The organism is Algoriphagus sp., assembly GCF_030694375.1.
Lineage (GTDB): Bacteria > Bacteroidota > Bacteroidia > Cytophagales > Cyclobacteriaceae > Algoriphagus.
In genome coordinates, this window is the sequence record NZ_JAUXYL010000020.1 from 231,973 (window position 1) to 258,702 (window position 26,730).

The 26,730-nt window shown below is 42.3% G+C and carries 24 protein-coding genes; 13 read left to right on the top strand and 11 right to left on the bottom strand.

From position 1 onward, the window contains the following. Positions 1-3: 3 nt before the first annotated feature. The 9 genes from Q8M62_RS05845 to Q8M62_RS05885 all read right to left on the bottom strand — a co-directional run bounded on the left by Q8M62_RS05845 (position 4) and on the right by Q8M62_RS05885 (position 10,477). A complete protein-coding gene (locus tag Q8M62_RS05845) occupies positions 4-1,098 on the bottom strand; it encodes a DUF4837 family protein (protein ID WP_304902418.1) in 1,095 nt (364 codons plus the stop codon). A gap of 112 nt (positions 1,099-1,210) precedes the next feature. After that, positions 1,211-2,605 carry a LysM peptidoglycan-binding domain-containing protein gene (locus Q8M62_RS05850; RefSeq protein WP_304902417.1) on the bottom strand — a complete coding sequence of 465 codons (1,395 nt, stop codon included), beginning with the start codon at positions 2,603-2,605 and terminating at the stop codon, positions 1,211-1,213. An 11-nt stretch (positions 2,606-2,616) separates the two neighbouring features. Then, positions 2,617-4,044, bottom strand: a complete 1,428-nt coding sequence (gatA, locus tag Q8M62_RS05855; RefSeq protein WP_304902416.1) for an Asp-tRNA(Asn)/Glu-tRNA(Gln) amidotransferase subunit GatA — start codon at positions 4,042-4,044, stop codon at positions 2,617-2,619. Between the two features lie 18 nt (positions 4,045-4,062). Then, positions 4,063-4,260, bottom strand: coding sequence for a twin-arginine translocase TatA/TatE family subunit (tatA, locus tag Q8M62_RS05860; protein ID WP_077353614.1), 198 nt, complete (start codon positions 4,258-4,260; stop codon positions 4,063-4,065). A 112-nt stretch (positions 4,261-4,372) separates the two neighbouring features. Further along, a complete protein-coding gene (locus tag Q8M62_RS05865) occupies positions 4,373-5,608 on the bottom strand; it encodes a murein hydrolase activator EnvC (RefSeq protein WP_304902415.1) in 1,236 nt (411 codons plus the stop codon). A gap of 11 nt (positions 5,609-5,619) precedes the next feature. Further along, entirely contained in the window at positions 5,620-6,357 is a 738-nt protein-coding gene (locus tag Q8M62_RS05870; RefSeq protein ID WP_304902414.1) for a DUF4292 domain-containing protein, read from the bottom strand. Continuing rightward, positions 6,350-8,077 carry a tetratricopeptide repeat protein gene (locus Q8M62_RS05875; RefSeq protein WP_304902413.1) on the bottom strand — a complete coding sequence of 576 codons (1,728 nt, stop codon included), beginning with the start codon at positions 8,075-8,077 and terminating at the stop codon, positions 6,350-6,352. The genes Q8M62_RS05870 and Q8M62_RS05875 overlap by 8 nt, the downstream gene beginning before the upstream one ends. A 96-nt stretch (positions 8,078-8,173) precedes the next feature. After that, positions 8,174-9,679, bottom strand: coding sequence for a lipopolysaccharide biosynthesis protein (locus Q8M62_RS05880; RefSeq protein ID WP_304902412.1), 1,506 nt, complete (start codon positions 9,677-9,679; stop codon positions 8,174-8,176). Between the two features lie 15 nt (positions 9,680-9,694). After that, positions 9,695-10,477 carry an enoyl-CoA hydratase/isomerase family protein gene (locus tag Q8M62_RS05885; RefSeq protein WP_304902411.1) on the bottom strand — a complete coding sequence of 261 codons (783 nt, stop codon included), beginning with the start codon at positions 10,475-10,477 and terminating at the stop codon, positions 9,695-9,697. 210 nt (positions 10,478-10,687) lie between these two features. On the opposite strand from Q8M62_RS05885, the gene Q8M62_RS05890 reads away from it, so the two are divergent. From Q8M62_RS05890 to Q8M62_RS05925, 8 genes are all read left to right on the top strand, one after another. After that, positions 10,688-12,142, top strand: a complete 1,455-nt coding sequence (locus tag Q8M62_RS05890; RefSeq protein WP_304902410.1) for an NADP-dependent isocitrate dehydrogenase — start codon at positions 10,688-10,690, stop codon at positions 12,140-12,142. A 268-nt stretch (positions 12,143-12,410) separates the two neighbouring features. After that, positions 12,411-13,700 (top strand): glycosyltransferase family 4 protein, encoded by a 1,290-nt coding sequence (locus Q8M62_RS05895; protein WP_304902409.1) that lies wholly within the window; start codon positions 12,411-12,413, stop codon positions 13,698-13,700. Beyond that, complete coding sequence (locus tag Q8M62_RS05900; protein ID WP_304902408.1) at positions 13,681-14,769, top strand: DegT/DnrJ/EryC1/StrS aminotransferase family protein; 1,089 nt, start codon at positions 13,681-13,683, stop codon at positions 14,767-14,769. The genes Q8M62_RS05895 and Q8M62_RS05900 overlap by 20 nt, the downstream gene beginning before the upstream one ends. 45 nt (positions 14,770-14,814) lie before the next feature. Next, complete coding sequence (locus tag Q8M62_RS05905) at positions 14,815-15,948, top strand: DUF819 domain-containing protein (RefSeq protein WP_304902407.1); 1,134 nt, start codon at positions 14,815-14,817, stop codon at positions 15,946-15,948. A 137-nt stretch (positions 15,949-16,085) separates the two neighbouring features. Then, positions 16,086-16,943, top strand: a complete 858-nt coding sequence (locus Q8M62_RS05910; protein WP_304902406.1) for a bile acid:sodium symporter family protein — start codon at positions 16,086-16,088, stop codon at positions 16,941-16,943. Positions 16,944-16,986: 43 nt separating this feature from the next. Next, positions 16,987-17,574: a hypothetical protein gene (locus Q8M62_RS05915; RefSeq protein WP_304902405.1), complete on the top strand. Its 588-nt coding sequence runs from the start codon at positions 16,987-16,989 to the stop codon at positions 17,572-17,574. Position 17,575: 1 nt separating this feature from the next. Beyond that, positions 17,576-18,118 (top strand): GNAT family N-acetyltransferase, encoded by a 543-nt coding sequence (locus Q8M62_RS05920; RefSeq protein WP_304902404.1) that lies wholly within the window; start codon positions 17,576-17,578, stop codon positions 18,116-18,118. A 53-nt stretch (positions 18,119-18,171) separates the two neighbouring features. Next, positions 18,172-20,553, top strand: a complete 2,382-nt coding sequence (locus Q8M62_RS05925) for a lipopolysaccharide assembly protein LapB (RefSeq protein WP_304902403.1) — start codon at positions 18,172-18,174, stop codon at positions 20,551-20,553. A 176-nt stretch (positions 20,554-20,729) separates the two neighbouring features. Here Q8M62_RS05925 and Q8M62_RS05930 read toward each other — a convergent pair whose 3' ends face one another. Both Q8M62_RS05930 and Q8M62_RS05935 read right to left on the bottom strand, forming a co-directional pair. Further along, positions 20,730-21,401, bottom strand: coding sequence for an OmpA family protein (locus Q8M62_RS05930; RefSeq protein WP_304902402.1), 672 nt, complete (start codon positions 21,399-21,401; stop codon positions 20,730-20,732). Between the two features lie 181 nt (positions 21,402-21,582). Beyond that, positions 21,583-22,263 carry an OmpA family protein gene (locus tag Q8M62_RS05935; RefSeq protein WP_304902401.1) on the bottom strand — a complete coding sequence of 227 codons (681 nt, stop codon included), beginning with the start codon at positions 22,261-22,263 and terminating at the stop codon, positions 21,583-21,585. A 225-nt stretch (positions 22,264-22,488) separates the two neighbouring features. Here Q8M62_RS05935 and Q8M62_RS05940 point away from each other — a divergent pair, with 225 nt between their 5' ends. The 5 genes from Q8M62_RS05940 (at position 22,489) to Q8M62_RS05960 (ending at position 26,648) form a co-directional block, all read left to right on the top strand. Continuing rightward, the gene (locus tag Q8M62_RS05940; RefSeq protein WP_304902400.1) at positions 22,489-23,730 is read left to right on the top strand and encodes an alkaline phosphatase family protein; all 1,242 of its coding nucleotides are present in this window, start codon (positions 22,489-22,491) and stop codon (positions 23,728-23,730) included. A 1-nt stretch (position 23,731) separates the two neighbouring features. Further along, positions 23,732-24,127 (top strand): group III truncated hemoglobin, encoded by a 396-nt coding sequence (locus Q8M62_RS05945; protein WP_304902399.1) that lies wholly within the window; start codon positions 23,732-23,734, stop codon positions 24,125-24,127. Positions 24,128-24,368: 241 nt separating this feature from the next. After that, positions 24,369-25,301 (top strand): hypothetical protein, encoded by a 933-nt coding sequence (locus tag Q8M62_RS05950; protein WP_304902398.1) that lies wholly within the window; start codon positions 24,369-24,371, stop codon positions 25,299-25,301. Positions 25,302-25,677: 376 nt separating this feature from the next. Beyond that, the gene (locus Q8M62_RS05955; RefSeq protein ID WP_092728415.1) at positions 25,678-25,923 is read left to right on the top strand and encodes a hypothetical protein; all 246 of its coding nucleotides are present in this window, start codon (positions 25,678-25,680) and stop codon (positions 25,921-25,923) included. Positions 25,924-25,976: 53 nt separating this feature from the next. Then, the gene (locus Q8M62_RS05960; protein WP_304902397.1) at positions 25,977-26,648 is read left to right on the top strand and encodes a DUF1080 domain-containing protein; all 672 of its coding nucleotides are present in this window, start codon (positions 25,977-25,979) and stop codon (positions 26,646-26,648) included. Positions 26,649-26,730: the final 82 nt, after the last annotated feature.

A 26,730-nucleotide genomic window follows, 5' to 3' on the forward strand; every position in this document is an offset into this window, starting at 1 on the left:
AAGTCAGGCACCCTGGTCCTCTTTCCAGCTAATGTCAGTATTGAGCAAAATGGTTTGGATCTCGCGAAGTGCATCCCGGTGTATTTCATTGGGGAAATAGATAAAACCCTCCATGTAATACAGTTTGCCTTTGGCTTCATCCACCATTAAGTATCCGAGGTAAGTTCCTCCCATACTGAGATTGTTGGTCTTCCAGGTTCCCCTGATTTCCACGGTAAAATTATCATTTATCACCATGTTTCTGAAAGCAGGTGGAATTTGTTTTTCACTTACCACAAAAGAGCTGGGGTCATCAGGATCGCCAAAAATGTGTTTCTTGGTGATGGAATCTCTGAGGGTCAGTATGTTTGCTGGAAAGGTTTGCTCCTCAGAAGTATAATCTGTTTCGTAAAAAAAGATGCTGATATCCGGCCTTCGTTCTGTGGGTGTAGGGGATCTCATCCATAGAAAGTCTTCGGTTGTTTTTGCAATTTGGTAGGAAGCTGGGGCACTTATTTTAATTCCTAGTTTGGTTCTTGCCTCATACTCTGCCGTTGAATTTTTTCTTGAAAAAAGTGGCTTTTCCAATCTTCCACGCTCTCTTACCTCAAATAGGTTTTGAAGTCGATCTTTGTTTTTTCTTAAGTTGGCGATCAGTTCCTCCTCGGTATTTCCAAATAGATAAAGGACTTCCTGACCTATGGCATATTCATCTTCCATTCTAAGGGAATAGAGATTTGGATCAGCTTGGGCCTTTTCTTTTGATTCTTTGGAAAACTGCGCATTGATGATTTGGCTGCCTCCTCTTTTATCGTCGAAAGTAGTTACATAGATTAGATTAGTGTACATCTTGAGCATTCTGTTCATTGCCCTCGGATCAACTCGGTGAACTTTAAACATGCTTTCTGATCTCAGCATTCCAGGCAAATCTGCCTCGAAAATATCCCGCAACTCTTCCCCGACTGGTCCTGCCCATTTGGTGGAGTCGATCGCTAGCATAATTTCCCCAATAGAGCCTCTGGCCTTAGGTTTGGTGCTATCAGATGCATTACCATTCTCTCCACATGAAAAAAGGGCGATGGAAACAAGGAATAGAAGGATATGAGCGAGTGATTTCATGATTTTTCTTGTTAGGGGCATTAGTGACAATATAATTACTAAAAGTCAGTCAAGCTTGTTTTAGCAATTAGATTGTGAGTTAAATAACTTTAAAAAAATAAACTTCCGTGAATTAGCCAATTATAAGCTTTTGACCTGGCTTAATATTATTGGAATTCAAATTATTGAGTCGTTTGATCTGATCTATGGAGAGCGCGTGTTTTTGGGATATAATCCAAAGGGAATCTCCTGGACGCACAGTATAGGTTCTCTGCTCAGTAGATTTGGAATTGTCAGCCAGTGTTGGAGCGGTACTTGTCTTCCCTGAATGGATGTAGAGCGTCTGTCCAACTTTAATGAGGTTTGAGCTCAGGTTATTCCATTCCTTAACCTGGGTCACACTTACACCATGTTTCGAGGCTATAGATCCAAGGACATCCCCTGATTTGACTTGGTAAGCGATCCTCCCTGAGTTGGAATTGGCAACTGCTTTTTCAACAGGAATTATCGCAGGAGGGGTGTTGGAAGTAAGAAGAAAAGTGGGCTGATTTCCAAGCGAATCGCTGATCCAGGCCAAATTCTCTTTGATGAAAATTGCGCTGGATTTTGGGATTTTCACCTCCATACTTCTATTAGAAAGAGGAATAGATCCATTTTTCACAGAGGGATTTAATTCCTTCAACTCTTTGAGACAGATGTCGGTCAAGGCTGCAAGCTTTTCTAAGTTAAGCGCTCGGTCAAATCTGATTTTATCATACTCAATTGGGTAAGTTGGCTCTTCGAGGTTAAAGTTGTGTTCTTCGAGGTGATTGAGTACATATAAAAAAGCCTGTACCTGGGGAACATAGCTTCGGGTTTCTTTTGGAAGGTGGTCATAGATTCCCCAGAAAGTAGTCTTACCGCCAGATTTTCGAATAGCCTTGCGTACATTCCCCGGTCCACAGTTGTATGCTGCCATAGCCACTTCCCAATCCCCAAACATGCGATAAAGTGACTTGAGGTATTTGGCAGCAGCGTCAGTGGATAATTCCGGGTCCATTCGATCATCTACGTCCGAATTTACATTCATGCCATACATCTTTCCCGTGGCAGGCATAAACTGCCATAGTCCCATGGCACCGACTCGGCTTTTGATCTGAGGATCCAATCCTGATTCTACAATCGAAAGGAATTCGATCTCGGAGGGCATTTCATGTTTTTTGAGCGTTTCTTCGAAAAGTGGGAAAAACTTGTCTTTTCTTGCTAAAACCATTTTCGTGTAATCCCGATTTCTTACCGTGAAGTATTGGATAAAGGAAAATATCCGATCATTCAATGCAAAAGGCATCTCAGTATCCATTGCCTTAATTCGCCGATTTACTTCTTCATAAGTAAAATCGGGGATGTATTCGTAATGATAGTTGGGTTGGATATTTTCGGAAACCGAAACGGCAGATTCTTGGGGTGACTCTTGGGAAAAGGCTTCGGAAAACGATATCATGCAGGTAATGATTACTGGAATGATTGTTTTGTATAGAGGCTTTTCCATCATTGTAAGAGTTAAGAGGTCAATTCTGTCAGGTAATTACTAAACGCATATAGCTCCGCTTCTTTGAAGGAGTTGGAGATTACCTGAAGCCCAATAGGCATGCCAGATTTATCCTTTCCGTTTGGAATCGAAATCGCCGGAACTCCTGATACTGAAGCTTGTACTGTAAAGAGATCTTCCAAATACATCGCCACTGGATCACCACTATGCTCACCAAACTTAAACGCTGTAGATGGCGTAGTCGGCATGATAATGTAGTCAAATTCGTTCAAAAGATTTTCTGTAAAGTCTTTTATTAGTCTTCTTACCTGTTGAGCCTTTGTGAAATAAGCATCATAATAGCTTGCAGAAAGCACAAAAGTACCCAGCATAATTCTCCTTTTGACCTCTTCACCAAACCCCTCACTTCGGGTAAGCTTGTACATGCTCTCCAAATTATGTGCATTCGGAGAGCGATAGCCGTATTTTACACCATCAAAACGGGAAAGATTGGAGCTGGCTTCTGCAGTGGTGAGAATGTAATATGTGGGTAATAGGTATTTTAATAGTGGAAACTGAACCTCTGTTACTTCGTGTCCTTCGGATTGAAGTTTTTCTAACACGGCTAGTGTATTTTCTTTAATCTCTTGTTGTAAGGCAGGCGATTCTAGAGTCTCTTTAAGATAAGCTACCTTGGCTTTTTTTTCAAAATGCAAAAGCTCGCTATAATGCAGCACCGGCTTACGGGAAGAAGTGCTGTCAAACTCATCATGACCAGCCATTATTTCCATGACCAAAGCATTGTCTCTGACGGTCTTTGAAAAAATCCCGATGGTATCAAAAGTGGATGCGTAAGCGATCAAACCCCATCGCGATACCCTCGAATAGGTTGGCTTCATCCCAATGACTCCAGTGAATGCGGCAGGTTGGCGAACCGAACCACCGGTATCCGTTCCCAGAGAAACGGTACATAGATTTGCCTGTACAGCAACTGCTGAACCTCCGGAGGATCCACCAGGTACCCGTGTTTCGTCCATCGCATTGAGCACTTTGCCGTGGGCAGAATTCTCATTTGAGCTTCCCATTCCAAACTCATCACAATTCAGCCTACCGATGATGATGGCATCTTCGTCAATTAGTCGTTGAACTGCAGTAGTGGTAAATTGGGATTGGAACCCTTTAAGTATGTTGGAGGAAGCGTTGGCCTCATGACCTGCATAGCACAGGACGTCTTTGATTCCGATGACCATTCCGGCAAGTTTGCCGGCTTTACCCTTGGTGATTTTTTCGTCGACCAAGTCAGCTTGCTCCAGAGCAGATTGCTTATAAACTTCAACGAAGGCGTTTAAATGCGCCTTCGTCGTGATGTTTTCTAAGTAATGGGTGACGATTGCACGGCAATCAGCCTCTCTGTTTTCGAGCGATTTCTTGATTTCGTCGAATGAACTAAATTTTTCCAATGGTATTGGATTAAGGGATTACTTCTTTTTGTCTTTCAGCCCATCTTCAAGATCGTTCTGAATTTCTTTAGTGGCGTCTTTGAATTCTCTGATGCCACGGCCCAATCCGCGGGCCAATTCAGGGATCCTTTTAGCACCAAATAGCAAGAGGATAACGACGATGATCAAGACGATCGAGCCTCCGCCCATGTTTTGAATAAAACCTAATGTAGTCATGATGGTGTATGTTTAAGGATATACAGTGTTACAAAGATACAATTGTCACGCGCTTAGGCAAAGTTCCATTGCAAGACAATTGCTCTTTTTTATGAACATACGATATTAAATTCTATTTGGACGTAATCCATGTTGCAGGGTCCATGATCTGAAGTCCCTTCCAAGTTTGGAAGTGAACTTCTGACTCACCGTTTGGATTTACTGCCACTTTTCCGATCGTTTCTTTGGCTTTGACTGTTTGCCCCACTTTGACACTAATGTCTTTTAGACGGCTATACATGGTGAAGTATTCGCCGTGCTTGATGATTACGGTCAAGCCATATCCAGGGATGGTGGATATTTTACTTACGGTACCGTCAAAGACCGTCCTGACATTTGCATTGGGCTGTGTACGGATCTCCAGTCCATCGCTATCCTGAACGATTCCTTTCAAAGTGGGGTGCGGGTAAGTTCCATAGCCCTGCGAAACAAACCCCGTCTCCACAGGCCAAGGTAATTTCCCTCTGTTTCCCGCAAAGGAACTGGAAAGTGCTGCTGCCTCAGGTGTCATAGGCATACTGGTACCAGCTTTTTTGGTTGTAGTGGAATTTGCTCTTTGAGATTCAGCCTCGGCACGACGGATTTCATCTTCGATCACCTGCTTGATCATCCGGTTGAGCTGCTCTTGTTGTTTTTTAGTTGCGGTAATCTGACGCTGAATATCCTTTTCTTTTTTTGTAAGGGTATTGACCACACCTTGCTGGCTTTTTCGTAGCCGTTCCAATTCTCCTTTTTCTTTTTGCTCCTCGGAGAGGACGGTCACCTTATCTATCTTTTTTTGGTCTAATAGCGCCCGTTGACTAACCAATTCATTTGAAAGTTTTTCGATTTGCTCGGCTTGTTGTTTCCTGCTGTCACTGTATTGCTTCAGGTATTTCAACCGCATGTATAGCTGATTAAAATTACCAGAACTAAAAACAAATGCTACAATGGAAAGCCCTCGGTTGAGCTTGGATGAATTGTATATCATCCGGGAGTACTCCGACTTTAGGTCTTGTAGCTGCACTTCCAGCCCCTTGATTTTTTTTTCGGTTTCGCTGATTTCCTGATTGATCAGGCGTACTTCCCTGTCGAGCGTATTGACAAGACGTGTTTGGGACTGAAACTGGCTGGTGATTGCATTTAATTCGCCAAGCGAAGTTTGTTTGGTTGCCGTAGTTTGTTTGAGAATAATATCAAATTCTCTTAAGCGTGCCTGCACTTCAGCTTTCTCTCGCTCAAGTTCTTCTCTTGTTTTTTTTGTTTGCGAAAAAGCTTCAAAACTCCCCAAGAAAAGGAATACTGCTAAAAATGAGATAAGTCTGTACATCCGCATAGCGCTTAGAATCTGAAAGGAAAGCTAAGTGGTTCGGAATTGGGATCGATGGAAGTCCACTCCAGGTGGATAATTGTATTTTGACTTCCTCCAGGAAGTTGGTAGGCGAGCTTGAATAGTACTGCGGCCGGGAATGGCTGAGAAGCGACATCTTGGAATTTGGGAAAACTGGCCAACACGGAACCTCTGTCATCCAGGGAGTTGCTGACGAGTTCGGATACTTTGCCGTGACTGGTCTCCACTTTAGAAAAGTAACGGACATTGTCTCTGACTTGGGTCAACTCAAATTTTCTCCCAACTCTCAAAAGTCTGTCCTGATAGTCAAATTCAAAAGGGACATTTGCCCAAAGGACATTTTGAAATAATTCTAGAGAAAGCTTAATGCCGTAAAACTGTTCAAATTCCGCATAGCTGAGGTTGATATTCTCGCTTCCAACTCTATCCCGAATTTGAATTCTTTCTTTGGTGAAAAATCCCCGGATTGCTTCCATTCCCATACCAGGCGACATGGTAAACCAAAGGACACTGTCTTTTTTAGCACGTAAACTTAAAGTTCCCCGAGTGATCTTTCCCGATTCTTCTTCGATTACGATTTTGGCTTTGGCACTGAGGTAATCATATTCAGCCGCTATTGGCTGAAACTCTTCCATCTGTCTATCGCCTTCATAGATCACAATCTTTTTTGCGCAGCCAGAAAGGCAAATCACAAAAAACGTCAAAAAAACTACAAAAAGCCTATTCATGGTATTTCCCTTCTTTTATTTTTTGTGCCAGTTTGTCAGAAGCTTCCGAACTCCCCTCCGCTTTTTTCCACCAAGTCATCGCCTCAGAGACTTTGCCAAGGTGATATAATATATCTCCGTAATGTTCCAGCATTACTCCGCTTGGTTTCGTTTCATTTGCCAGAGCCTTTTCCATGTATTGAGCTGCTTCTTCGTAGCTTCCCATTTGGAAGAGAACCCAAGCATATGTGTCTAAATAGGTAGCGTTTTTAGGATGTTTTTTTACCACTTTTTCAGACATGACTCTCGCTTTTTCCAAGTCTCTTTTTTCCAACGAAAGAAAATAGGCGTAATTGTTCAGTACCTGCTCATCTCCTGGATTGAGCTTGAGTGCTTTGTCAAAAAAGACAAATGCAGAATCTTTTTCACCAAGATTATAAAGGGAATTTGCTACAGAACCAAAGGCCACTTGATCCAACTGTGGATTTTTCCCGGCATTGAGTGCGATTGCTCGTTGCAGGGAGACGACGGCTACTGAATCTTTTTTGCGAGCAGACTTCACTACTCCATCATAAAACCAAAACTCAGGTGCTGCCGGAAATTCATCGACCCCCATGATGGTGAATGTCTCCACTTCTACAAAATCAGGATTGTCTCCGAATGAATTTAAAATAACCTGCTCCAACAAGGGTGCATTTTTTGGCTGGATCTGGAGTGATTTTTTGTAAAAATCCATGGCAGTGTCCATTTCCCCATTCATTTTTTTTCGTTCGCCAATTACCTCCAAAACCATCGCATCCTTTGAGTTCAGAGCCAACATGAGTTCCTCCATCTGATCCAGAAGGGAGTCTCGGTTGGATGTCTTCATTTCTGAAAGCATGGATTTGTATGTCTTTGCTTTTATTTCACCGTCAAGGTCCGAACTTTTAAAGGCAAGCATCAGAAAATCATTGGCGCGGACAATTTCACTCTTTTCTTTAAGCAGGGTATAGGCTGCCATGTGGAGCTCAGGCTGATTGGGGTATTTTTGGATTTCCTCCAATACCAAGTCCAATGCCTCATCCAAACGGGCATTGTTGTACAGAATTTCAACAAGATTTAATACGAAGTTGGGATTGCCTGGAAAAGATTCAATTAAGACTTCGCCCTCCCTGATTGCACTTCGTAAATCATTCTTTCGAAGATAAATGCGTTGTTTTTGGGTAGTAAAGGGCTCCCGTACTCCAAAATAAGCTTCCGCCCGATCCAGCACGACCAATGCTTTGTCAAATTCTCCGGCGTTCAGGTAAATAGAAGCGAGGTCAAGATTATACTGTTGATTTTCTTCACCATCGGCTGTCAGTCGATCCAAAATCTCTGCAGCTTTGAGCGGTTGTTTGAGATTGGTATAAATCTCCGCCACCATCAGCGCATAGTATTTATTGTTTGGGTCAGTCAAAGCCGCCTTTTCTGCATACGGAAGCCCCTTTTCGGCCTGATTGGACCGCACCAACACTTCGGCTATTTTGTAATTAATGGCTGGTTCCTTTGGGGAAAATTCCAAGGAGCGTTGAAAGTAAAAATAGGCTTTTTCAAGATCCCCGAGTACCAGGGCTTTTTCCCCCTCGATAAAATATCGACTTGTTTTGGTTCTTTTGTCCTGAACTTTAGCCTCTTTTTTTGAGGGAGCCTGCTGGGAAAAACTGGGACTCCAGCCTAAAAACAGAATTGAAAACAGGAAAAAGAAACGGGAAATTCTCACGGGGATTTGGGAATGCAATATCAATTCACAAACATAATGCCTTTTGCTCAAAATGAATGGACTATTTCTTCTAATGCCAGAAAGAGCAAGAGGGAATTAACTTAATTTTTTCCGTCCAAGTAAGGCCGAGAGCTCATCCTTCTCCAAAAATCCAACCAAAATCAAAAACAGGACGACCAAACTGTTTTTGGCCAGAAAACCAAAGAATAAAGAGTCCAAAGTCAGGAAAAATCCGGCGTAACTCAGCCCAAAAGCGAAGAGTAAATAGACTATGCTCCTGCCTGTCTGATAGGGTATTGGGTAATGTTTTTGTCCGTAATAATAACAAAGGGCAGTCATCACCAGGTAGCAGGTCAAGGTGCTCAATGCTCCCCCCAAGTATCCCAACACTGGAACCAAAGTGAAAATGACAATCAGACTCACAAATGCCCCGACCAAGGTGATCCAGAAACTGAATTTGGTTTTATCGGTGACTTTGAACCAAATGGATAGATTGAAGTAGATTCCCAAAAGCAGATAACCCATCAGCAGAATTGGCACAATAAAAAAGGCAGAATCGTATCCTTCCCCTTTGGGAAATAAATAAGCGATCAGGTCGAGATTGACCGAAATGGCGATCATAAGTGCAGAACAAAAAATAATGAATGCATGCATCACTTTTGCATAGAGCTGAGGTGAATTTTTATCCGAAGACTTCCCGAAAAAGAAAGGTTCTGCGGCATATTTGAAGGCTTGAATCACCAAATTCATCAGAATTGCCAGTTTGATACTGGTTCCGAAAATCCCCGCTGCTGCCCTTGCGCTAAGGCCGGGGTAGAAGTTTGCAGGGAGAAGATATTCAAATAATAGTCTGGAAACGAGCTCGTTGGTCACGCCTGCCAAACCCATAAAAAGCAATGGAATCGAATACTTCCACATCGGTCTTATGATTTCCTTGTCCAGTGAAAAACTGAAAATACCTGCTTTCCACCACACATAGGGGATGATCAGGCCATTGGCAAAGAGGTTTGCCAAAAGAATGTATTCAACTCCCCAGTCGAGCTTGTATCCAAGGAAGCCATTTTCCATGAAACCGCCGGAGATTAATAAAGGAAACCAGACGATCAGCAGTAGATTGAAAAAAACATTCAGTAGGACATTGATCATTTTAGCACCTGCAAAAGCAAATGCCCGATTGCTCAGCCTAAGTTTGGCAAACGGAATTGCCAAAATTGCGTCAAAAGACAAAATCAATGCCGTCCACCGGAAGAGATAGGCCTGACCTGGATAGTTCAGCAACTCGGCCAACCAGGGTGCAGCCAGAAATAACCCGCTTCCTAAAATCAGGGTGGACGTAATCAAAAGTGACTGGGTAGTATTGTAGACTTTGTCCGGATCTAAATTTTTGCCGGTGGAAAACCGGAAAAACGAAGTTTCCATTCCGTAGGTGAAAATGATATTCAGAAACCCTATCAGTGCATAAATCCCCGTAAATGAGCCTACGACTTCCTTATTGAGATAGGAGGTGTAAATGAAAATCATCAAAAAATTGATGGATCTGGCCAGAATACTGCTCAGCCCGTAAATGGCAGTCTGTCCGGCTAATTTTTTGAGAGTACTCATTTGAGAGCAAGGAGCTTACTCTCCTTTGAAAATAGGTTTTCTTTTTTCCAAAAATGCGGAGGTTCCTTCTTTGTAATCACCGGATTTGACGCATCTGGCAAAGCTGTTTGCTTCGGTTTGATAGCCATCTTCCGGTAAAAATGCTGCATTGACACAATCTACGATCATCCCAATGGCTAAGGGAGCTTTTCCCATTATTTTGGCAATGATTTCTTCGGCTTTTTCCATTGCCTCTGATTTAGTTGGAAGCACATGATTAACAAGGCCTAAAGCCAAGGCGTCTTCAGCGCCAATCATGTCGCCGGTCATCATGAGTTCGTTGGCCTTTCCTCGGCCAATAAGTTGGGTGAGACGTTGAGTGCCGCCATATCCCGGAATGATTCCCAGGTTCACCTCAGGTTGTCCAAATTTTGCATTGGCAGTAGCGATTCGCATGTGACAAGCCATCGCCAATTCACAGCCTCCACCAAGTGTATAGCCATTGGTTACGGCAACTATTGGCTTGTGACAGTTTTCGATCATGGCAAAAATCTCCTGCCCATTTTCTGCGAATTTCCTTGCGTTTACTTCATTCAATGAAGCGATTTCGCTGATATCTGCTCCAGCAACGAATGCTTTTTCTCCTGAACCAGTCAGGATTACGGCCTTGATGCCGCGGTTGTCTATCACCTCCTCAAAAATACCCTTCAATTCCTCCAAAGTAGCATGATTTAGCGCATTCATTTTGTCCTCCCTGTTGATGTTAAGGTAGAGTACGCCATTTTTTTCTTCGGTCAGGATATTCAGATAATCTGCCATATACGTTTGAATGTGTGGAAACAAATATACGCTTAGGGGATACAAAGCCAAATTTGAGCGCTTAGAAAAATCCAAATGAAGGTTAGGATTTGACTTTACCCAAGAATTTTTAACCGGATTACAGGGGTAAATAATTGCGGATAGCGGTCGGCTTCAGGCATTTTTGATTACTTTTGCAGCATCAAATTTTAAACTAAATCCGCTATTAATATGTCTTCAAAAAGAAAAATCACAGTGGCTTATGGTGACGGAATCGGCCCGGAAATCATGGAAGCGACGATCAATATTTTGGAAGCCGCAGGAGCTCAACTTGAATATGATGTAATCGAAATCGGGGAACAAGTATACCTCAAAGGAATCAGTTCAGGGATGGAGCCAAGTGCTTTTGAGTCACTTCGTGAAACCAAAGTATTTTTGAAGTCACCTATAACTACCCCTCAAGGAGGTGGTTTTAAATCATTGAACGTTACCACAAGGACGTCTTTTGGACTTTTTGCCAATGTCCGCCCATGCAAAGCTTTTTCACCATTTATCCAAACTCATTTCCCCAAGACGGATATGGTCATTATCCGTGAAAATGAAGAAGATCTGTATGCCGGAATTGAGCATCGAGGAACTCAAGAAGTGGTCCAAAGTATCAAATTGATCTCTCAACCCGGATCTGAAAAAATCGTCAGGTATGCTTTCGAATACGCAAAGAAATACGGTCGGAAGAAAGTGACCTGCATGACCAAGGACAATATCATGAAGTTGGCGGATGGATTATTTCACAGAACGTTTGACGAAGTCGCTAAAGAATATCCCGGAATTCAGACTGATCACAAAATCATCGATATCGGGACCGCTTTGATTGCGGACCGTCCCGAGATTTTTGATGTTATCGTGACATTGAATCTCTACGGAGACATCATTTCCGATGTAGCAGCACAAGTGACAGGTTCTGTAGGACTTGGTGGTTCGGCAAATGTGGGTGAGGAAGTCGCTATGTTTGAAGCCATTCACGGTTCTGCGCCGGATATCACTGGCATGGGCATCGCCAATCCATCAGGACTGTTGAATGGGGCCATCATGATGTTGGTACACATTGGTCAGCCGGAAGTGGCGGAGAAGATCTCCAATGCCTGGATGAAAACTTTGGAAGATGGAATCCACACCGGAGATATCTATCAGGAAGGACTTTCTACCAGAAAAGTGGGCACAAAAGAATTTGCTCAGGCGGTAATTGACCGGTTGGGACAATTTCCTGAAACTATGGTGCCTGCTTCGTTTGACAAAGACGATACGACCCCAATGAATACCAAAGTGAAAGGCAAACCTGCTCAGAAAAAGGAATTGATCGGAGTAGATGTGTTCATTGACTGGAATGAGGCTGGGCGTGATCCAAATGTCATCGGTGAAAAACTTCGCCAGGCAAATGCAGGTGGACTTCAGTTGCAATTGATGACCAATCGAGGTGTGAAAGTATTCCCTGCAGGAATGAAGGAGACATTTTGTACCGATCATTGGAGAGCAAGATTCTCCATGGCGGATCAGTCATCCGTAAGCCATGCTCAGATTTTGGAGTTGTTGGGTCAGATCAATTCCCTTGGATTTGATACCATCCAAACAGCAAATCTTTATTCTTTTGATGGAGTGAGAGGTTACTCGCTGGCTCAAGGAGAATAGAATTTGAGATTTGAAGTTTGAAATTTAAGATTGTCTCGGCAGAACAGTTGGTTGGTAGTTCAGATGTGAGTTTGTTTCCTCGTTTCAGCAGAACATCAGGTGCATGATTTGTTGCCATTGGTAGGAAAGTAAAAAGTATGAATTTCGAATGATTAACGCCGAATGTTGAATATCGAATAATGAGGATAAAAGGGGAGAAGGGAAACTTTCTCCTTTTTCTTTCTCCTCACTTGTACTTTGTACTTTGTACATGGTACTTTGTACTCCGATGCAAAAACGTGTTCTCATCATCACCTATTATTGGCCTCCGAGTGGAGGATCTGGGGTACAGCGTTGGTTGAAATTTGCCAAATATCTTCCCGAAGCAGGATGGGAGCCTGTGATTTTTACTCCGGAAAATCCTGATTTTGATCTAAAAGATGAGAGTTTGCTTGGGGAAGTTCCTCAGCATCTTGAGGTGATGAAATTTCCGATTTGGGAACCCTACCAGCTTTTCTCAAGAATAAAAGGCACTTCTAAAACTCATCCCGGAAGGCTTCTGGAGCAGAAGGAAAAGGGGGTTTTGGAAAAAATTGCCATTTGGATGCGAGCCAATCTGATTGTGCCTGACCCTAGGGTTTATTGGGTCAAACCCTCCGTTAAGTTTTTGACTGATTTGGTGAAAAGCGGTCAGTTTCAGGCAGTGATCACGACAGGTCCTCCGCATAGTGTGCACCTGATAGGCCGGGAATTGAAGCGAAAAACAGGCATTTCGTGGGTTGCGGATTTTCGTGATCCCTGGTCGCAATGGGAATTTTTGGATACGCTCCCCATGAGTTCGTTCGTTCGGAGAAAGCACGAGAAACTTGAGCAGAGCGTACTCAAAGAAGCCGATGCAGTGATGACGATTTCTCCGACTTTTCAAAAAGACCTGGAAAAACTAGCTCATCGAAAAATCAAGTTGCTCACCAATGGTTACGACCCTTCGGATATCCCTATGGGTTTTTCTCCAAAGAAAAAAGAGCCGGGGAAGCTCCATTTGGTCTATTCCGGAATCATCGATTCGATCCGAAATCCGATTCCGGTGTTGGTAGCGATGAAAGCTGAATTTTTTGAAAAGGAAGAGTCGGTAGCACTGACCTTTGTAGGGAAAGTCAGTGATGTGGTAATTAATTATGTACAGGAAGATGATTGGCTGAAAAGTCGGATTCATTTTGCAGGATACGTCTCTCATCACGAGGTTTTTGGGTTTTATGCAAAGGCTGATGCTTTGGTTTTAATTCTCACCGACACCAAAAATGCCAAAGGAAATATTCCTGGAAAGCTGTTTGAATACCTTGCTACAGGGATACCGGTGTTGGCCTTAGGAGATCCCAATGGAGATTCTGCTCAGATTTTGACGGGTTCAGGAGCAGGTGAAGTGATTGCACATGTTGATTCAGCCGGAATCCGGAACAAACTTCAATCGCTCATGAATCCGGGATCTTTCGTGGTAAATCCCACAGGTTTGGTGAAGTATTCCAGACGCAGTTTGAGTATTCAACTAGGTGAAATTCTCGATGAAAATACCCTTTCTTGATCTGGGCAGGATGGAGGCAAGCCTCAAACACCGTTTGAAGGAGCGGTTTTCCGATCTATTAGATGCCGGAATTTTTTCAGGAGGAAAGGAAGTGGAGGCATTGGAAAATTCAGTTTGCGACTTTTTAAAATCCAGCTTTTCGATTCCCTGTGCCAATGGAACAGACGCCTTGGAATTGGCACTTCGTGCTTTGGGAATTGGGCCTGGAGATGAAGTGATTGTCCCTGCCATGACGTGGGTTTCGACTGCCGAAGCGGTCGTGATGGTTGGTGCCAAACCTGTTTTCTGGGATACCGATGAAGAAGGTTTGTTGCGAAAAGACTGGGAAAAAGCCGTTGTTTCAAAGTCCAAAGCAGTGATCCCTGTTCACCTTTATGGTAAAATGGTGGAAATGGCTGATTTGACTGTAAAAGCCAAATCACTTGGACTTTTCGTGATTGAAGATGCGGCACAGGCTTATGGATCTTTTCAAAATGGCAGAGCAGCAGGTACTTGGGGCGATGTGGGTTGTTTGAGCTTCTATCCTACCAAAAATCTTGGGGCTTTGGGAGAAGCTGGAATGTGTCTGACTCAGGATGAATTTTTGGCAGAAAAGCTCCGACTTTTACTCAATCACGGTCAACCCTTGCGGGATCAACATGAATTGGTGGGAAGAAACAGTCGAATTGATACAATTCAAGCTGCTTTTTTGAATGTGATGCTGGAAGATTTTGAAGCAAATCAACAAAAACGAAAAACTATTGCAAAGCGATATTTAGACGCTTTTTCCGGGATTGAGGAACTGGGTTTGCCATCTGGAATTTTGGACTCGGATCACAATGCGCATCTTTTTGTCATCCAAACGGAAAAGCGAAATGAATTGAGGGATTTTTTGGTAAAAAAGGGTGTTGGAACGGCGATTCACTATCCTGTGATTTTGCCCGAGATGAAGCCATTTGCAATCGTCGGGGATTTTGAAAATGCCAGAAACCTCGCAAATATCGGATTGTCTTTGCCTTTGAATCCCTACTTAAGAAGTGTGGAGGTTGATGTAATTATTGAGTGCATCTTAGCTTTTTTCAGGAAGTAGTGAATTCATTCTGTTTGATTTACAGACTTTTCCCTATTTTCCCTCATGACTTTCACCCAAGAGCCGATTTTTATAGCGGCAACGCTCTGTATTTCTGTCTTTTTTGCCAATTGGATGACTCGGTTTCCTTGGGGAAAAACGATCGGAACTCCCATTCTGGTCATCTTGCTATGTGCGCTTTTCTCTAATCTCGGAATTATACCCAGTGCGATGGACGGAAGTCCGGTTTATGATGGGGTCTTCCTTTATTTGGCTCCTTTGGGGATTTTTATCGCCTTATTGGAAGTGGATCTGAAAAGCGTGAAAAAAGCAGGCCTGCCTCTTTTATCCATGTTTCTGTTGGGAGGTGTCGGAACTGTTGTGGGTGTATTAGTGGCTTGGTTTGTAGTCAATCCAGCCGTGGAAATTGGGGATTTGGCTCCAGCTGTGGCGGGAATGTTTACAGGAACTTATATCGGAGGGTCGATTAATTTCAATGCAGTTGCGCTTCATTACAAGGTCAACGAAGCCGGAAATCTGTTTGCTGCGACGACTGTCGTAGACAATCTGATCGGAACACCCTGGATAATTGCCACATTGATTTTGCCCAAATATTTGCAGAAATGGTTTCCTCGAAAGAAACTGGCTTCAGCAGCTACGACTGTTAAAAACGACGGAATTGAATCCATTTCGATCAGTTCCTTAGCTTCTATTTTAGCTCTGGGATTGCTGGGAATGACTGTCAGCAAAGTGTTGGTTTCTTACTTTCCGCAGGTTCCGGAGATTATTTTCCTGACGACCTTGGCATTGATTCTTGCGCAGTTTCCGGCAGTTCAGCAATTGTACGGAAAGCATACCCTTGGCTTTTTCTTTATTTTGATCTTTCTGGCAGTGATTGGTACTTTGTGTGATTTCAGAGCTTTATCGGGAGTAGGAAGTTTGGCTGGGACACTGATTCTGTTTGTAGGTTTATTGGTCTTGATTCATGGGTTGGTGATATTCGGGGTTGGGGCACTGTTCAAAATGGACTGGGATGTGATAGCTGTAGCTTCACAGGCGAATGTGGGAGGAAACACGACTGCGATCGCAGCTGCTGAGAGTTTGAATCGTCCTGATTTGTTGATTCCCGGTGTGTTGGTGGGGAGTTTGGGAAATGCGCTTGGGACGTATGTGGGATTTGCGGTAGCGGGAATTTTGTAGAGTAGCAAGTGCTAGATTTTAGTATCAAGAAGTGGAGACAAATGCCAAAAAGCTTCAATGACCAATAATCAAACTCAATTTTCAATTTTTGAAGAACCCAATACCTTAATAATCCAATAACCAATAACCCAAATACCATGGAAGCCAGTATTCTCACCCAACTCTTCTTGCCACTTGCCTTGGCAGTCATCATGTTTGGAATGGGGCTCAGTCTCCGGTTTGATGATTTCAAGCGGATTTTGATCTATCCCAAAGCAGTGGCAATTGGGCTGACCAATCAACTCATTTTGTTGCCTTTGGTGGCTTTTGGCTTGATTAAGGTTTTTGGTTTGCAAACCGAACTCGCGGTCGGATTGATGATTTTGGCGGCTTGTCCCGGAGGAGCAACCTCCAATTTGATCACTCATTTGGCCAAAGGTGATTCCGCACTTTCGATCACCCTGACTGCGTTTTCTTCGCTGATTGCCGTTTTTACTATTCCCTTCATTGTTAATTTTGCCATTTTGTATTTTATCCCAAGTGGAGAGTCCCAGCCACTAAATGTATTCGGGACGGTCATTTCGGTTATATTCATTACCATAATTCCTGTAGCGATCGGTATGATGGTGTTGAAAAAATCTCCTCAGCTGGCGCAAAAGTGGGATGCGCCATTTCGGAAAATCTCTGCAATTTTCTTCGTTATAATTTTGCTTGCCGCGATTCTGAAAGAGCGGGAAAATCTCATTGAATATTTTGCGGAAGCCGGCCCTGTAGCGCTTACCCTGAACCTTGCCACCTTGGCCTTGGGATATTTCAGTGGAAAAACCCTAGGCTTGAGTAAAAAGCAAAGCACTACCATCGCCATCGAGTCTGGGATTCAAAACGGAACGCTGGGCATTACCATTGCGGCTACACTTTTGGTGAACTCCACGATGACGATACCATCTGCGATTTATGGTTTGCTGATGTTTGGGACAGCAGGGATACTTATATTTTTGGGGAATAGAAAGGGTTAAAATAAATCACCGGATCTAAATCACCTGGTTCCAAATGAAAAAAATGTTTTATTCTATTATTCTATTTCTGATTTCATTTCAAGGGATTTCTCAGACTTATTTCAACGAATTCGGTAAGCGGACCACCAAGGAAGACTTTGAGGAAAAGATCTTAAACGGCCCATATTTCGGAGTTCCGGGCGATGAAAAAGGCGTGATGAAATTGGTTCATCGGATGCCTGTTGGCTTGATTGATGCAAAAATCATTTATCAAAAATTGGGTTTGGAGGATGCTTACTCAGCAGGCAGACCGCTGATCGTGCTCTACTATCCCGGTAAGGATGAGTGTAATTCCACAGGACTCGGAAACACGCCAGAAAGTCTCAGGAAAAATGTGAAAGCAGTGGCTCGCTATTCCGAAAAGTATGATGCAGTCGCTCCTTTGTATTTTTACAAAAATCCTCATGGCTTGGAAAAATATCAAGGAATCCAACAATGGACAGCTGATCCGGATGGGCTTTTTGAGAATCAGTTTTTTCCTTTTCATTATCCCTGTGGAAGCTTTGTGGTGATCAGTCCCAAAGGAAAATACCGGGCGATATTGGGGGAGTATCCGATTTCGCAAATCGATGTAGCACTAAAAAAACTTTGAAATGGAAACCAATTATCAAGAGCCTAAAATCAGATTGGCGACAGCAGCGGATTTGGGAGATTTATTGCATTTGGCCCGAACTTCATTTTTACAGGCCTTCACCGCTGGCAACAAACCCGAAAATGTACAAGCCTATCTCAATGAGGCATTTACGCTTGATCAATTCGAAATTGAACTAACCAACTCTGCATCCACATTTTTTGTAGCTGAACATGACGGTGATTTAATTGGATACACCAAGGTCAATCAGGTGCCTGCACAAACGGATGTACATGATCCGGAGAGTCTGGAAATCTCCAGACTTTACGTACTCGAAGATTTTTTGGGACTGGGATTAGGAAAAAGGCTTTTGGAAACAGCAATTGACTTTGCGAAGCAAAATCAAAAAAAATACCTCTGGCTGGGCGTATGGGAAAAGAATGCACGTGCGATCCGATTTTATGAAAAAAATGGCCTCCGAATTTTCGGAAGCCATCCTTTTCCTTTCGGAGATGAAATTCAAACGGATTTTTTGATGCGTGTTGATTTTCAACAGATTGCTTAGCTTTATTTTTTTATTTGGAACATTAACTTTAAATACTTTTAGTCAACACTCAAATGAAAGAAAAGAACTGGATTTGGATAGTATGCATCGCGATTTTTGGATCGGGTCTTTACTTTCAGTCGATAAGCTTTGACTACACCTTAGATGATGGTCTTTTTATTATTTCCAATCGAATAACCACCAAAGGAATGGAAGAGTGGACTGAACTCTTCAAGTACGGTTCCATGAATTTCATAGAGATTAGTCCAGTTAATTCCGGGATATATCGTCCTTTTACTCTGCTAACTTTTGCTTTGGAAAATGAGCTGGTGGGGAAGTTTAATCCAATGGTCAGCCACTCAATTAATTTGATTCTTTATTTTTCCCTTTTGATAATCGTGGGGTGGATTCTGGTTTTTCTCATTCAGAAACGTTCGCTTCCATGGTGGGTAGGTGGCTTGACCCTATTTCTATTTGCAGTGCATCCTGTGCATGTGGAAGTGGTGGCATCTGCAAAAAGCAGAGACACATTACTTTCAGCATTATTTGCGTTTAGTGCCATTTTGATTTGGGCTCAAAATTATAAAAACCTGAAGGCAGGTCACTGGATTGCGCTACTGAGTTTGTATTTTTTCTCCCTGTTATCGAAAGAAGAGAGTATCCCTTTGATAGCCTTAGTCGGGTTAATTGCCTATTTTTTTCTGGGGAAAACGCCTTGGGAAGCAGCGAAATCTACTTTGCCTTTTGCCGCAGTAGCTCTTGTTTACTTGTTAATTCGAGGGTTAATACTTGACAGTGCTTCAACTGCTTATGACTCTTATGTCAACAGTGTGATGTATATGGCCAACGGATCTGAAAGATTGGCTACCAACTTCTACATCTATCTGCAATACTTGAAGTTGTTGATTTTTCCCCATCCTTTATCTTGGGATTATTCCTTTAGTCAGTTAACTGTTCAGAATTTCCAAAGTATGCAAGTTTGGCTCAGTATTTTTATTTTTGGTGCAGTGATTTACTTCGCTGTCAAAGGGTTCAAGGAAAGAAATTTGTTCAGTTTTGGCATTATTTTCTACCTGGCCACTTTTTCGATATTTTCCAATATAGTGCCTGCGTTGATCATAGGTTCGAATCTTGGAGAGCGATTTCTATTCGTCCCGTCTTTGGCCTTTTCTTTTCTGGTAGTTTACCTACTTTTTGTGCTGAGTAAAAGATTACCGGGCAAATGGGCAAACCTTTTTCCGATTTTGCTATTGATTCCTGTTTTGCTTGGATTCTCCTGGAAAACTTTTGACCGGACGAAAGTGTGGAAAAACAACTTCACTATAACTAAAAACGATGTAAGAAGCGCTCCAAAAAGCTGGAGAACGCATGCTTTTTACGCAGATGAGCTGAGAAAATTGGGTTTGGAGATGAAAAAAGATCAACCTGATTCCGCAAGAAACAACTTTTTGGAAGCAAAAAAGGAATATAAAATCATGCTGGGTATCCTAGGTAATGATATGCCGGTCTCTCAATACTTGAGTGCCTATGCAGAGGTATTGATTCTGCTGGGGGATAGCACAAAAGCTATTTCAACTCTGGAAACAGCGATTGAAAAGAACCCCAGATCATTTTATCCCTTATTTCAGTTGGGTAGATTTAATTTTGATAAGGGTAATTATAGTGAGGCTGAAATTTTTTATCTCAAGGCACTTCAGGCGGATAAGGCTAGCCTTGGTCCTCTGTACAGAAATTTAGGTCTCACTTATTCAAGGATGTTTCAAAAAGAAAAAGCCGTAGTTGCTTTAGAGAAGTCGCTCCAATATTCTGAAGATCCGGAAATCAAAAAAGTTTTGGGTTTTTTGTATTCCGAACTTGGTCAAACGGAGAAAGCCTCCCAATATCTTATAAGCGATGAAGTTAGCACTCCTGAAGAAATTCAATTTGTCAGTGCTTTGATTAAGGGGAATTCGGCGTTTGAAAAGAAAGATTACAAGACGGCTTTGGGTGAATACCTTAAAATTGAACCAGTATATGATCAGGTAGACGGTCAGTCTAAGTTTCCTTCTTTTTTCTCAGCCTTCGGAAAAACACTTCTCGAGACTGGGGATACCACTGGTGCCAAAATTAATTTTCTCAAAGCCGTAGAGAAAATGAAAAGTCAAGATCCAGTAGTTTATACCAACTTGGGTACGATAGCTTTTCTAAAAGACAAAAATTTTTCACTAGCGGAGAACTATTATAAAAAAGCCATTGAATATGGTGTTGAAGATAAATTTAGCGGTTATTCCAACATTGGAATGACCCAACTCGCACAAAAGAAAGAGAAAGAGGCTTCTGTAACTTTTGAAAAAGCGTTGGAATTTGGGAGCAGTAGATCTGTTATTGGAAACCTCTATTTGTTGAACAGATCGCTCGGTAATGTGGAGAAAGCCAACTACTACCAAGGCCTTCTTGGTACTCCTAAATCAAACTGACAGATTATCTATAGCCAAATGAAGTAAATTCCTAAACCTGAAAATTTCCCGTTTGATAATTTTAAAGGTGAAGGAAAAATTGGGCTTTTCAAAAATAATGGCCTCCGAATTTTCGGAAGCCATCCTTTTCCTTTCGGAGATGAAATTCAAACGGATTTTTTGATGCGTGTTGATTTTTAACTGCCCAATTCTCCTCTTCTTGCCATTCTTTGCATCTTTTTGTTCGCGAAAATGGCCACCTCAACCCGACGGTTTTGTGCTCTGGCTGCCGCTGAAGTATTGGGCACTGCTGGCATTTCCTCCCCGAATCCCCGACTTCGTAACCGTTTAGTTGCCACGCCGGAATTACTCAGGAATTGTTCCACGTTCAAAGCTCTTCGTTGAGACAAAGTTTGGTTGTATTCGGCTGTCCCGGTGTCGTCGGTGTGCCCTTCAATTACTACTTTGGTGTCAGGATATTTTTTTAAAGTCGTTGCGAGATTTTCCAGATTGTTCCGGGAGTTTGAATTCAGTGTAGCCTGATCCACTGCGAAGAGAATCCCTGAATCGAAGGTGATTTTGATTCCCTCACCTACTCGTTCGACTTTGGCGCCTTTGAGGTCTCTTCTTAATTCTTCGGCTTGTTTGTCCATTTCTCTTCCGATAATGGCTCCGGCAGATCCTCCGATGGCAGCACCTACTATTATTCCTGTCGCCGTATTGTTTTTAGAGATCAGTCCGCCGATGACCCCACCGGCTGTACCTCCGATTGCGCCGCCTTTGACAGCATTGCTGGTTTTGCAACCTATAGAGGCCAAGGAAAGGCTGGCGATAAGAAACAGCAATAAAAATTGATTTTGAGTTTTCATGAGTGTATTGATTTCTGAAATTTTGGTATGTTCTACTGGTATCAAAAGATCAATTCCTATTCCAACCTTTCCACACCAATTCTGTAAGTCCAAATCAAAAAAAAAATGGGGAACCCTGCATCATATTAGACCAGAATTCCCCACTTGAAAATAAAAGCAGTTTTGCTTTTTTGGTTCCAGCTTATGGCTGAATTGATCCGCCTTCAGCTTTCTTTGCCTCTTCCTGCATTTTTTCATTGGCAACAATTCCGATTTCTACTCTACGGTTTTCACTTCTTCCGGCTACAGTAGTATTGTCAGATTTTGGCAAGGCCTCTCCAAATCCATGGGTCGTGATTCTTGTGCCACTTACTCCTTTGTTTTTCAGGTAAGTTTCCACAGAAGTTGCCCGCTCCAAGGAGAGTTTTAGATTGTATTTTTCAGAACCTGTATCATCTGTATGACCATCGATGATGATATTTGTATCCGGATATTTGTTCAGCGTTTTGGCAAGACTGTCAAGATTTGCCCTTGAAGAAGCATTTAGTGATGCTTTATTGATATCAAACAGTAGCCCTGAATCAAAAGTCACTTTAATTCCTTCGCCAACTCGTTCCACTTCTGCTTTCTTCAAATCTCTCTCCAGCTCCTCAGCTTGCTTATCCATCTCACGGCCGATAATGGCACCGGCTGAGCCGCCGATCGCTGCACCTACGATTATACCCGTTGCAGTATTGTTTTTGGAAATTAGTCCGCCTATAACGCCTCCTGCAGCCCCACCGATTGCGCCGCCTTTCAGTGCATTGCTTGTCTTACAACCGATAGAAGCTACCGTCAGAATGGCGATCAGAAATAGACCTAAGATTTTATTGTTCGTTTTCATAGTTTGTGATTTTACCCTTCGCTTTAGGTTTGTGATTTCAGCGACTGAGTACTTTATTCCTGTTCAATTGCTGTACCATCATGAATAGGTTGAATGAGACTCGATTTATCACTTGAAATTGGGGAATAAAGCCCCGATTTCGGGAACATTCCCCAGTTTGAAAGCAATTCCTTGAATGGATTGGTTTGCAAAGGTGATTCGGGTAATTTTGAAGAAAAAAGCATCATGCGCCGATTTCTTCTTTTTGCCGTAGGTTATGCGGGTGTCCTTTTCAATCTTTTTGCTCAACAGAAAGAGCCCATTGTAATTATGATTTCGCTAGATGGATTCCGATACGACTACGTGGAGCGATTTCAGCCGGAAAACCTACTTAAGTTCATTTCTGAGGGAACAGCAGCGGAAGGCTTGATTCCTTCTTTTCCCAGCAAGACTTTCCCCAATCACTACACCATTGCTACGGGAATGCTTCCCGAAAATCACGGTTTAGTAGACAATTCTTTTTATGAGCCTTTCAAAGATCAGGTTTATAACATGGGAAATCGGGACATAGTACAAGATGGGTATTGGTATGGTGGTACGCCGATTTGGGTATTGGCTGAAGAAAACGGCCTCAAAGCAGTCAGTTACTTTTTTGTGGGTTCGGAGGCACCTGTGAAAGGAATCCGACCGAGTGAATACTTTGACTATGACGGGAATGTGCCAAATCTTACCCGGATTTCACAGGTTTTCTCATGGATGCTTTTACCGGATACTGAACGGCCAAGTATGATTACGCTCTATTTTTCAGACATGGATGATGTTGGTCATGCATACGGACCTTCTAATGATGAAAAATTAAAGGAAAGACTTGATAAACTTGATCGGGAATTGGGGGCGCTTTTTGAAGGCCTGAAAAGCTTTGATTTACCGATTACTGTAATATTGGTATCCGATCACGGAATGGCGGATGTGCCTAAAGACAAGCTGATTAATCTGGACCAATTGACCGAAGGGATAAATGCCCGAATAGTGAATAATGGCGCCTTGGCTCATCTGTATTTGGAGGATCCTTCTGAAAAAATAAAAGTGATTGAATTACTCAAGTCCCGTGGTTCAAATTTCAGCATTGATGAGCTGTCCAAAAATGAAAATTACACGGACATTTCCCGTTTTCCTCAGCGGATCGGAGACTTGATGATTATACCGGAGTTTGGCTATTACCTTGCTGACAACAGAGGAATGCTCCGCTATCAAAATCGGTCCGCGATGCTGAAAACAGATGTCTACGGGGAGCATGGCTTTAGTCCCAAAAACCAAGAAATGTGGGGAATTTTTTACGCTATGGGGCCAAGAATTAAAGTTGGACATCAAATTAAGCCTTTTCAGAATATCCATATTTACCCACTACTTTGTCAGCTTTTAGGATTGGAAACTCCGGCTGGAATAGATGGTAAAAAGGAAGTATTAGCTCCAGTATTACGTGATTGAAATGAAAAGATCAGCAATCCAAAGTCGAATGGAGGTTGATTTTCTGGTGCGAAGATTTTATGATCGCGTCAGGCTGCATCCTTCGCTTGGACCAATATTCAATAGCGTAGTCCAGGATTGGGAAATACATTTGGTTCACCTTTCGGATTTTTGGGAAATGATTTTGCTCCAGACCGGACCGGGAGCTGGGAAATTCAATCCCGTCAAAGTTCATCGTGAAGTTGACAAATCTGTAGATCATAGTATAGAACAGGCTCATTTTGGCAATTGGCTGGAACTGTGGTTTTCAACTATTGATGCGTATTTTGAAGGTGAGACGGCAGATTATGCCAAAGAACACGCCCGTCGGATGGCTCATATGCTGTTTATCCGGATTTTGGAAGCGAGATCGAAGTAATTGACAATTCCTAAGGATTTTAAGAGTAGGTTTTTGAACAAAATGATTCGAAATACATTTTTAATCTTTTGAAATGATTTTATGGATTAAAATAAATCGTAATTTAAAAGTGTATTTTCCACACCATACGATGAAAAAATCTCTTTTTATTCTCTTTACTCTCCTTTTTTTAGCAGTCTCAATAAGTTTTGGTTTTCAAACCAGTCCACTGTTTTCAAGCCAAGAACCCCTGCCTATCAAGATGTCATTCTCGATTAAAGAATTGAGGAAAAACACCAATGACTCCACCTACATGGATTCATTTCTTATGCTGGAGTCGAGCCCGGGACAGTGGGACACCATTCCTTTAGAAATGCGAACCCGTGGTAATTTTCGTCTTGCCAATTGCCTTTATCCTCCTATCAGAATCAAATTCAAGAATAAGAAAATCAACGGGACTGTTTTTGAAAATAATAAAAGTTTGAAGTTGGTCCTTCCCTGCCAAAAAGGAAAAGGCGCGGATTCCTATATTGGGAAGGAGTATTTGGCTTATCAGCTTTTGGAAGACATCACCCAGTACTATTTTGATACCCGATTGGTTCAAGTCAATTTCACAAACCTCGATGATAAAAAAGGAGGAGAGACTTCTCTTTTGGGCTTTTTGATTCAGGACGATGATGAGGTAGCTGCCCGATTTGGTGGAAAAATTGTAGAAGGAAGAAAAATTCTCCCTACAGTCATGCAAGATTCTGCAACTGTCAGACAGGACTTTTTTCAATTCATGATTGGCAATACGGATTTTTCAACACTTTTTCTCCACAATCAAAAAGTACTTCAGTTGGATGAAAAAACGATCATTCCTTTAGCTTATGATTTTGACATGTGTGGACTGGTTAGTCCCCCATATGCTCAAGTTAGTCCTCAGTTAAACATTAAGTCAGTGACGGACCGCCTGTACCGGGGATTTTGTAGAGATGAGGCCTTTGTTCAGGCGATCAGACAGGAGTTTTTGGCAAAGGAGTCTCAATTCTGGAGTACTGTCGAACGCCAACAGCCCTATATGACAGATATAGATATGAAGATGACAAAAACCTTTCTAAAGGGGTTTTTTGATGTATTAAAAAACGACAGACTCTTCCGGGATCAAATACTGGCCGCTTGTAGAGGTAGCGACGGTGCAGTTCAAGGTAGATAAGAACTGAATTGTCATTTTTGCAGATTTTACTAATTCTGGAGCCACAGTTAAGTTAGTTTGCACACACTGCAATTCAAGAGTGGATTGCAAGTTACTTTTTTTAAATTTCAATTATATAAAGCAGACAGCTTGTTCGACTTTGGGTGATTTGAAACGGTTTGCACGGTAAATTCCCTAAATCTTTTGAATGGTCAATTCAAAAAATGATAAGGGGATTTTTTATGTGCAACTTAACTTTTGTGACTCAACCGTGTAGAATAGGAGTAGACTCCTGATGATTTCTGATTTTTGAACTTTATTTTTTGATTTTTCCTGTTCGACAATTTTAACTGTAGGTAGCCCAAATAAATTCTGACATCAAACCTTTTTAGTCGTTATGCAAAACCAAATAGAAAAATCCAGAATAATGATTGCAGTTTTCAGGGAGTTTGGCATTCCCATCACCGGATCCAGAAAGCAAATGCGATTTTATTCCGAAATCCCGGTGGACAAGTTTTATGTTGAGGGAATTCTTTTCGAATTGGAATGCAGACTTGGAGTTTTGCTGGACGATGAAGATAATCAGCAGATTGATTCTCCTTTGGATGTGATTCGTTCTTTTAAGGATAAAGACATTGCCTGATTACCATTTGGCATCAAAGAACTTTTGGGTAGATTGTATGGACAAAAAGCCCAATGAAAAATCTACTTTCACTACTCGTTCTGCTGACCTGCCTTCAAGGCGTCTCTTTTTCACAAGTTTCACTTTTTGACGGGAAAAGCCTTTCAGGTTGGTACATGGATGTTCCTGATCTTCAAAAAGACAGCAGCTTAAGGAGACCATTTATTGTGAGGGATGGATTATTGGTCAGCTTGGGGACTCCGGGAGGCCATTTGATTTCGGATAAAAGCTATGAAGACTACATTCTGGAATTTGAATATCGATTTGTTGGAGATCCGGGCAATTGCGGGGTTTTAGTCCATGCCTCCACACCCAGGGCCTTGTACGGGATGTTTCCAAAATCCATAGAGGTGCAAATGATGCACAGCAACGCAGGAGATTTTTGGTGTATTCAAGAAAATATCCAAGTGGAGGATATGGAGGAAAGAAGGGGTCCGAGGGAAAACTGGGGAGTAACAGAAGGCAAGGAGCGGCGGATTATCAATTTGACGGATGGTTCCGAAAAACCACTTGGAGAATGGAATCAGATGAAAATCAAGTGTGAGGGAGACAAAATTACCGTGTGGGTTAACGGAGATCTTGTCAACGACGGATTTGGTGCCACTGCTCAGAAAGGTCAAATTGCACTTCAGGCCGAAGGGGCAGAAGTGGAATTTAAAGGATTGATTTTGACATCCTTGAAATAAAAATAAGATTGATAGCTCATTGGAGTTTATAGTCCTACAATATTTTTTCTTGGAGGCTGTGACTAAAACCCATTTGAGGGTT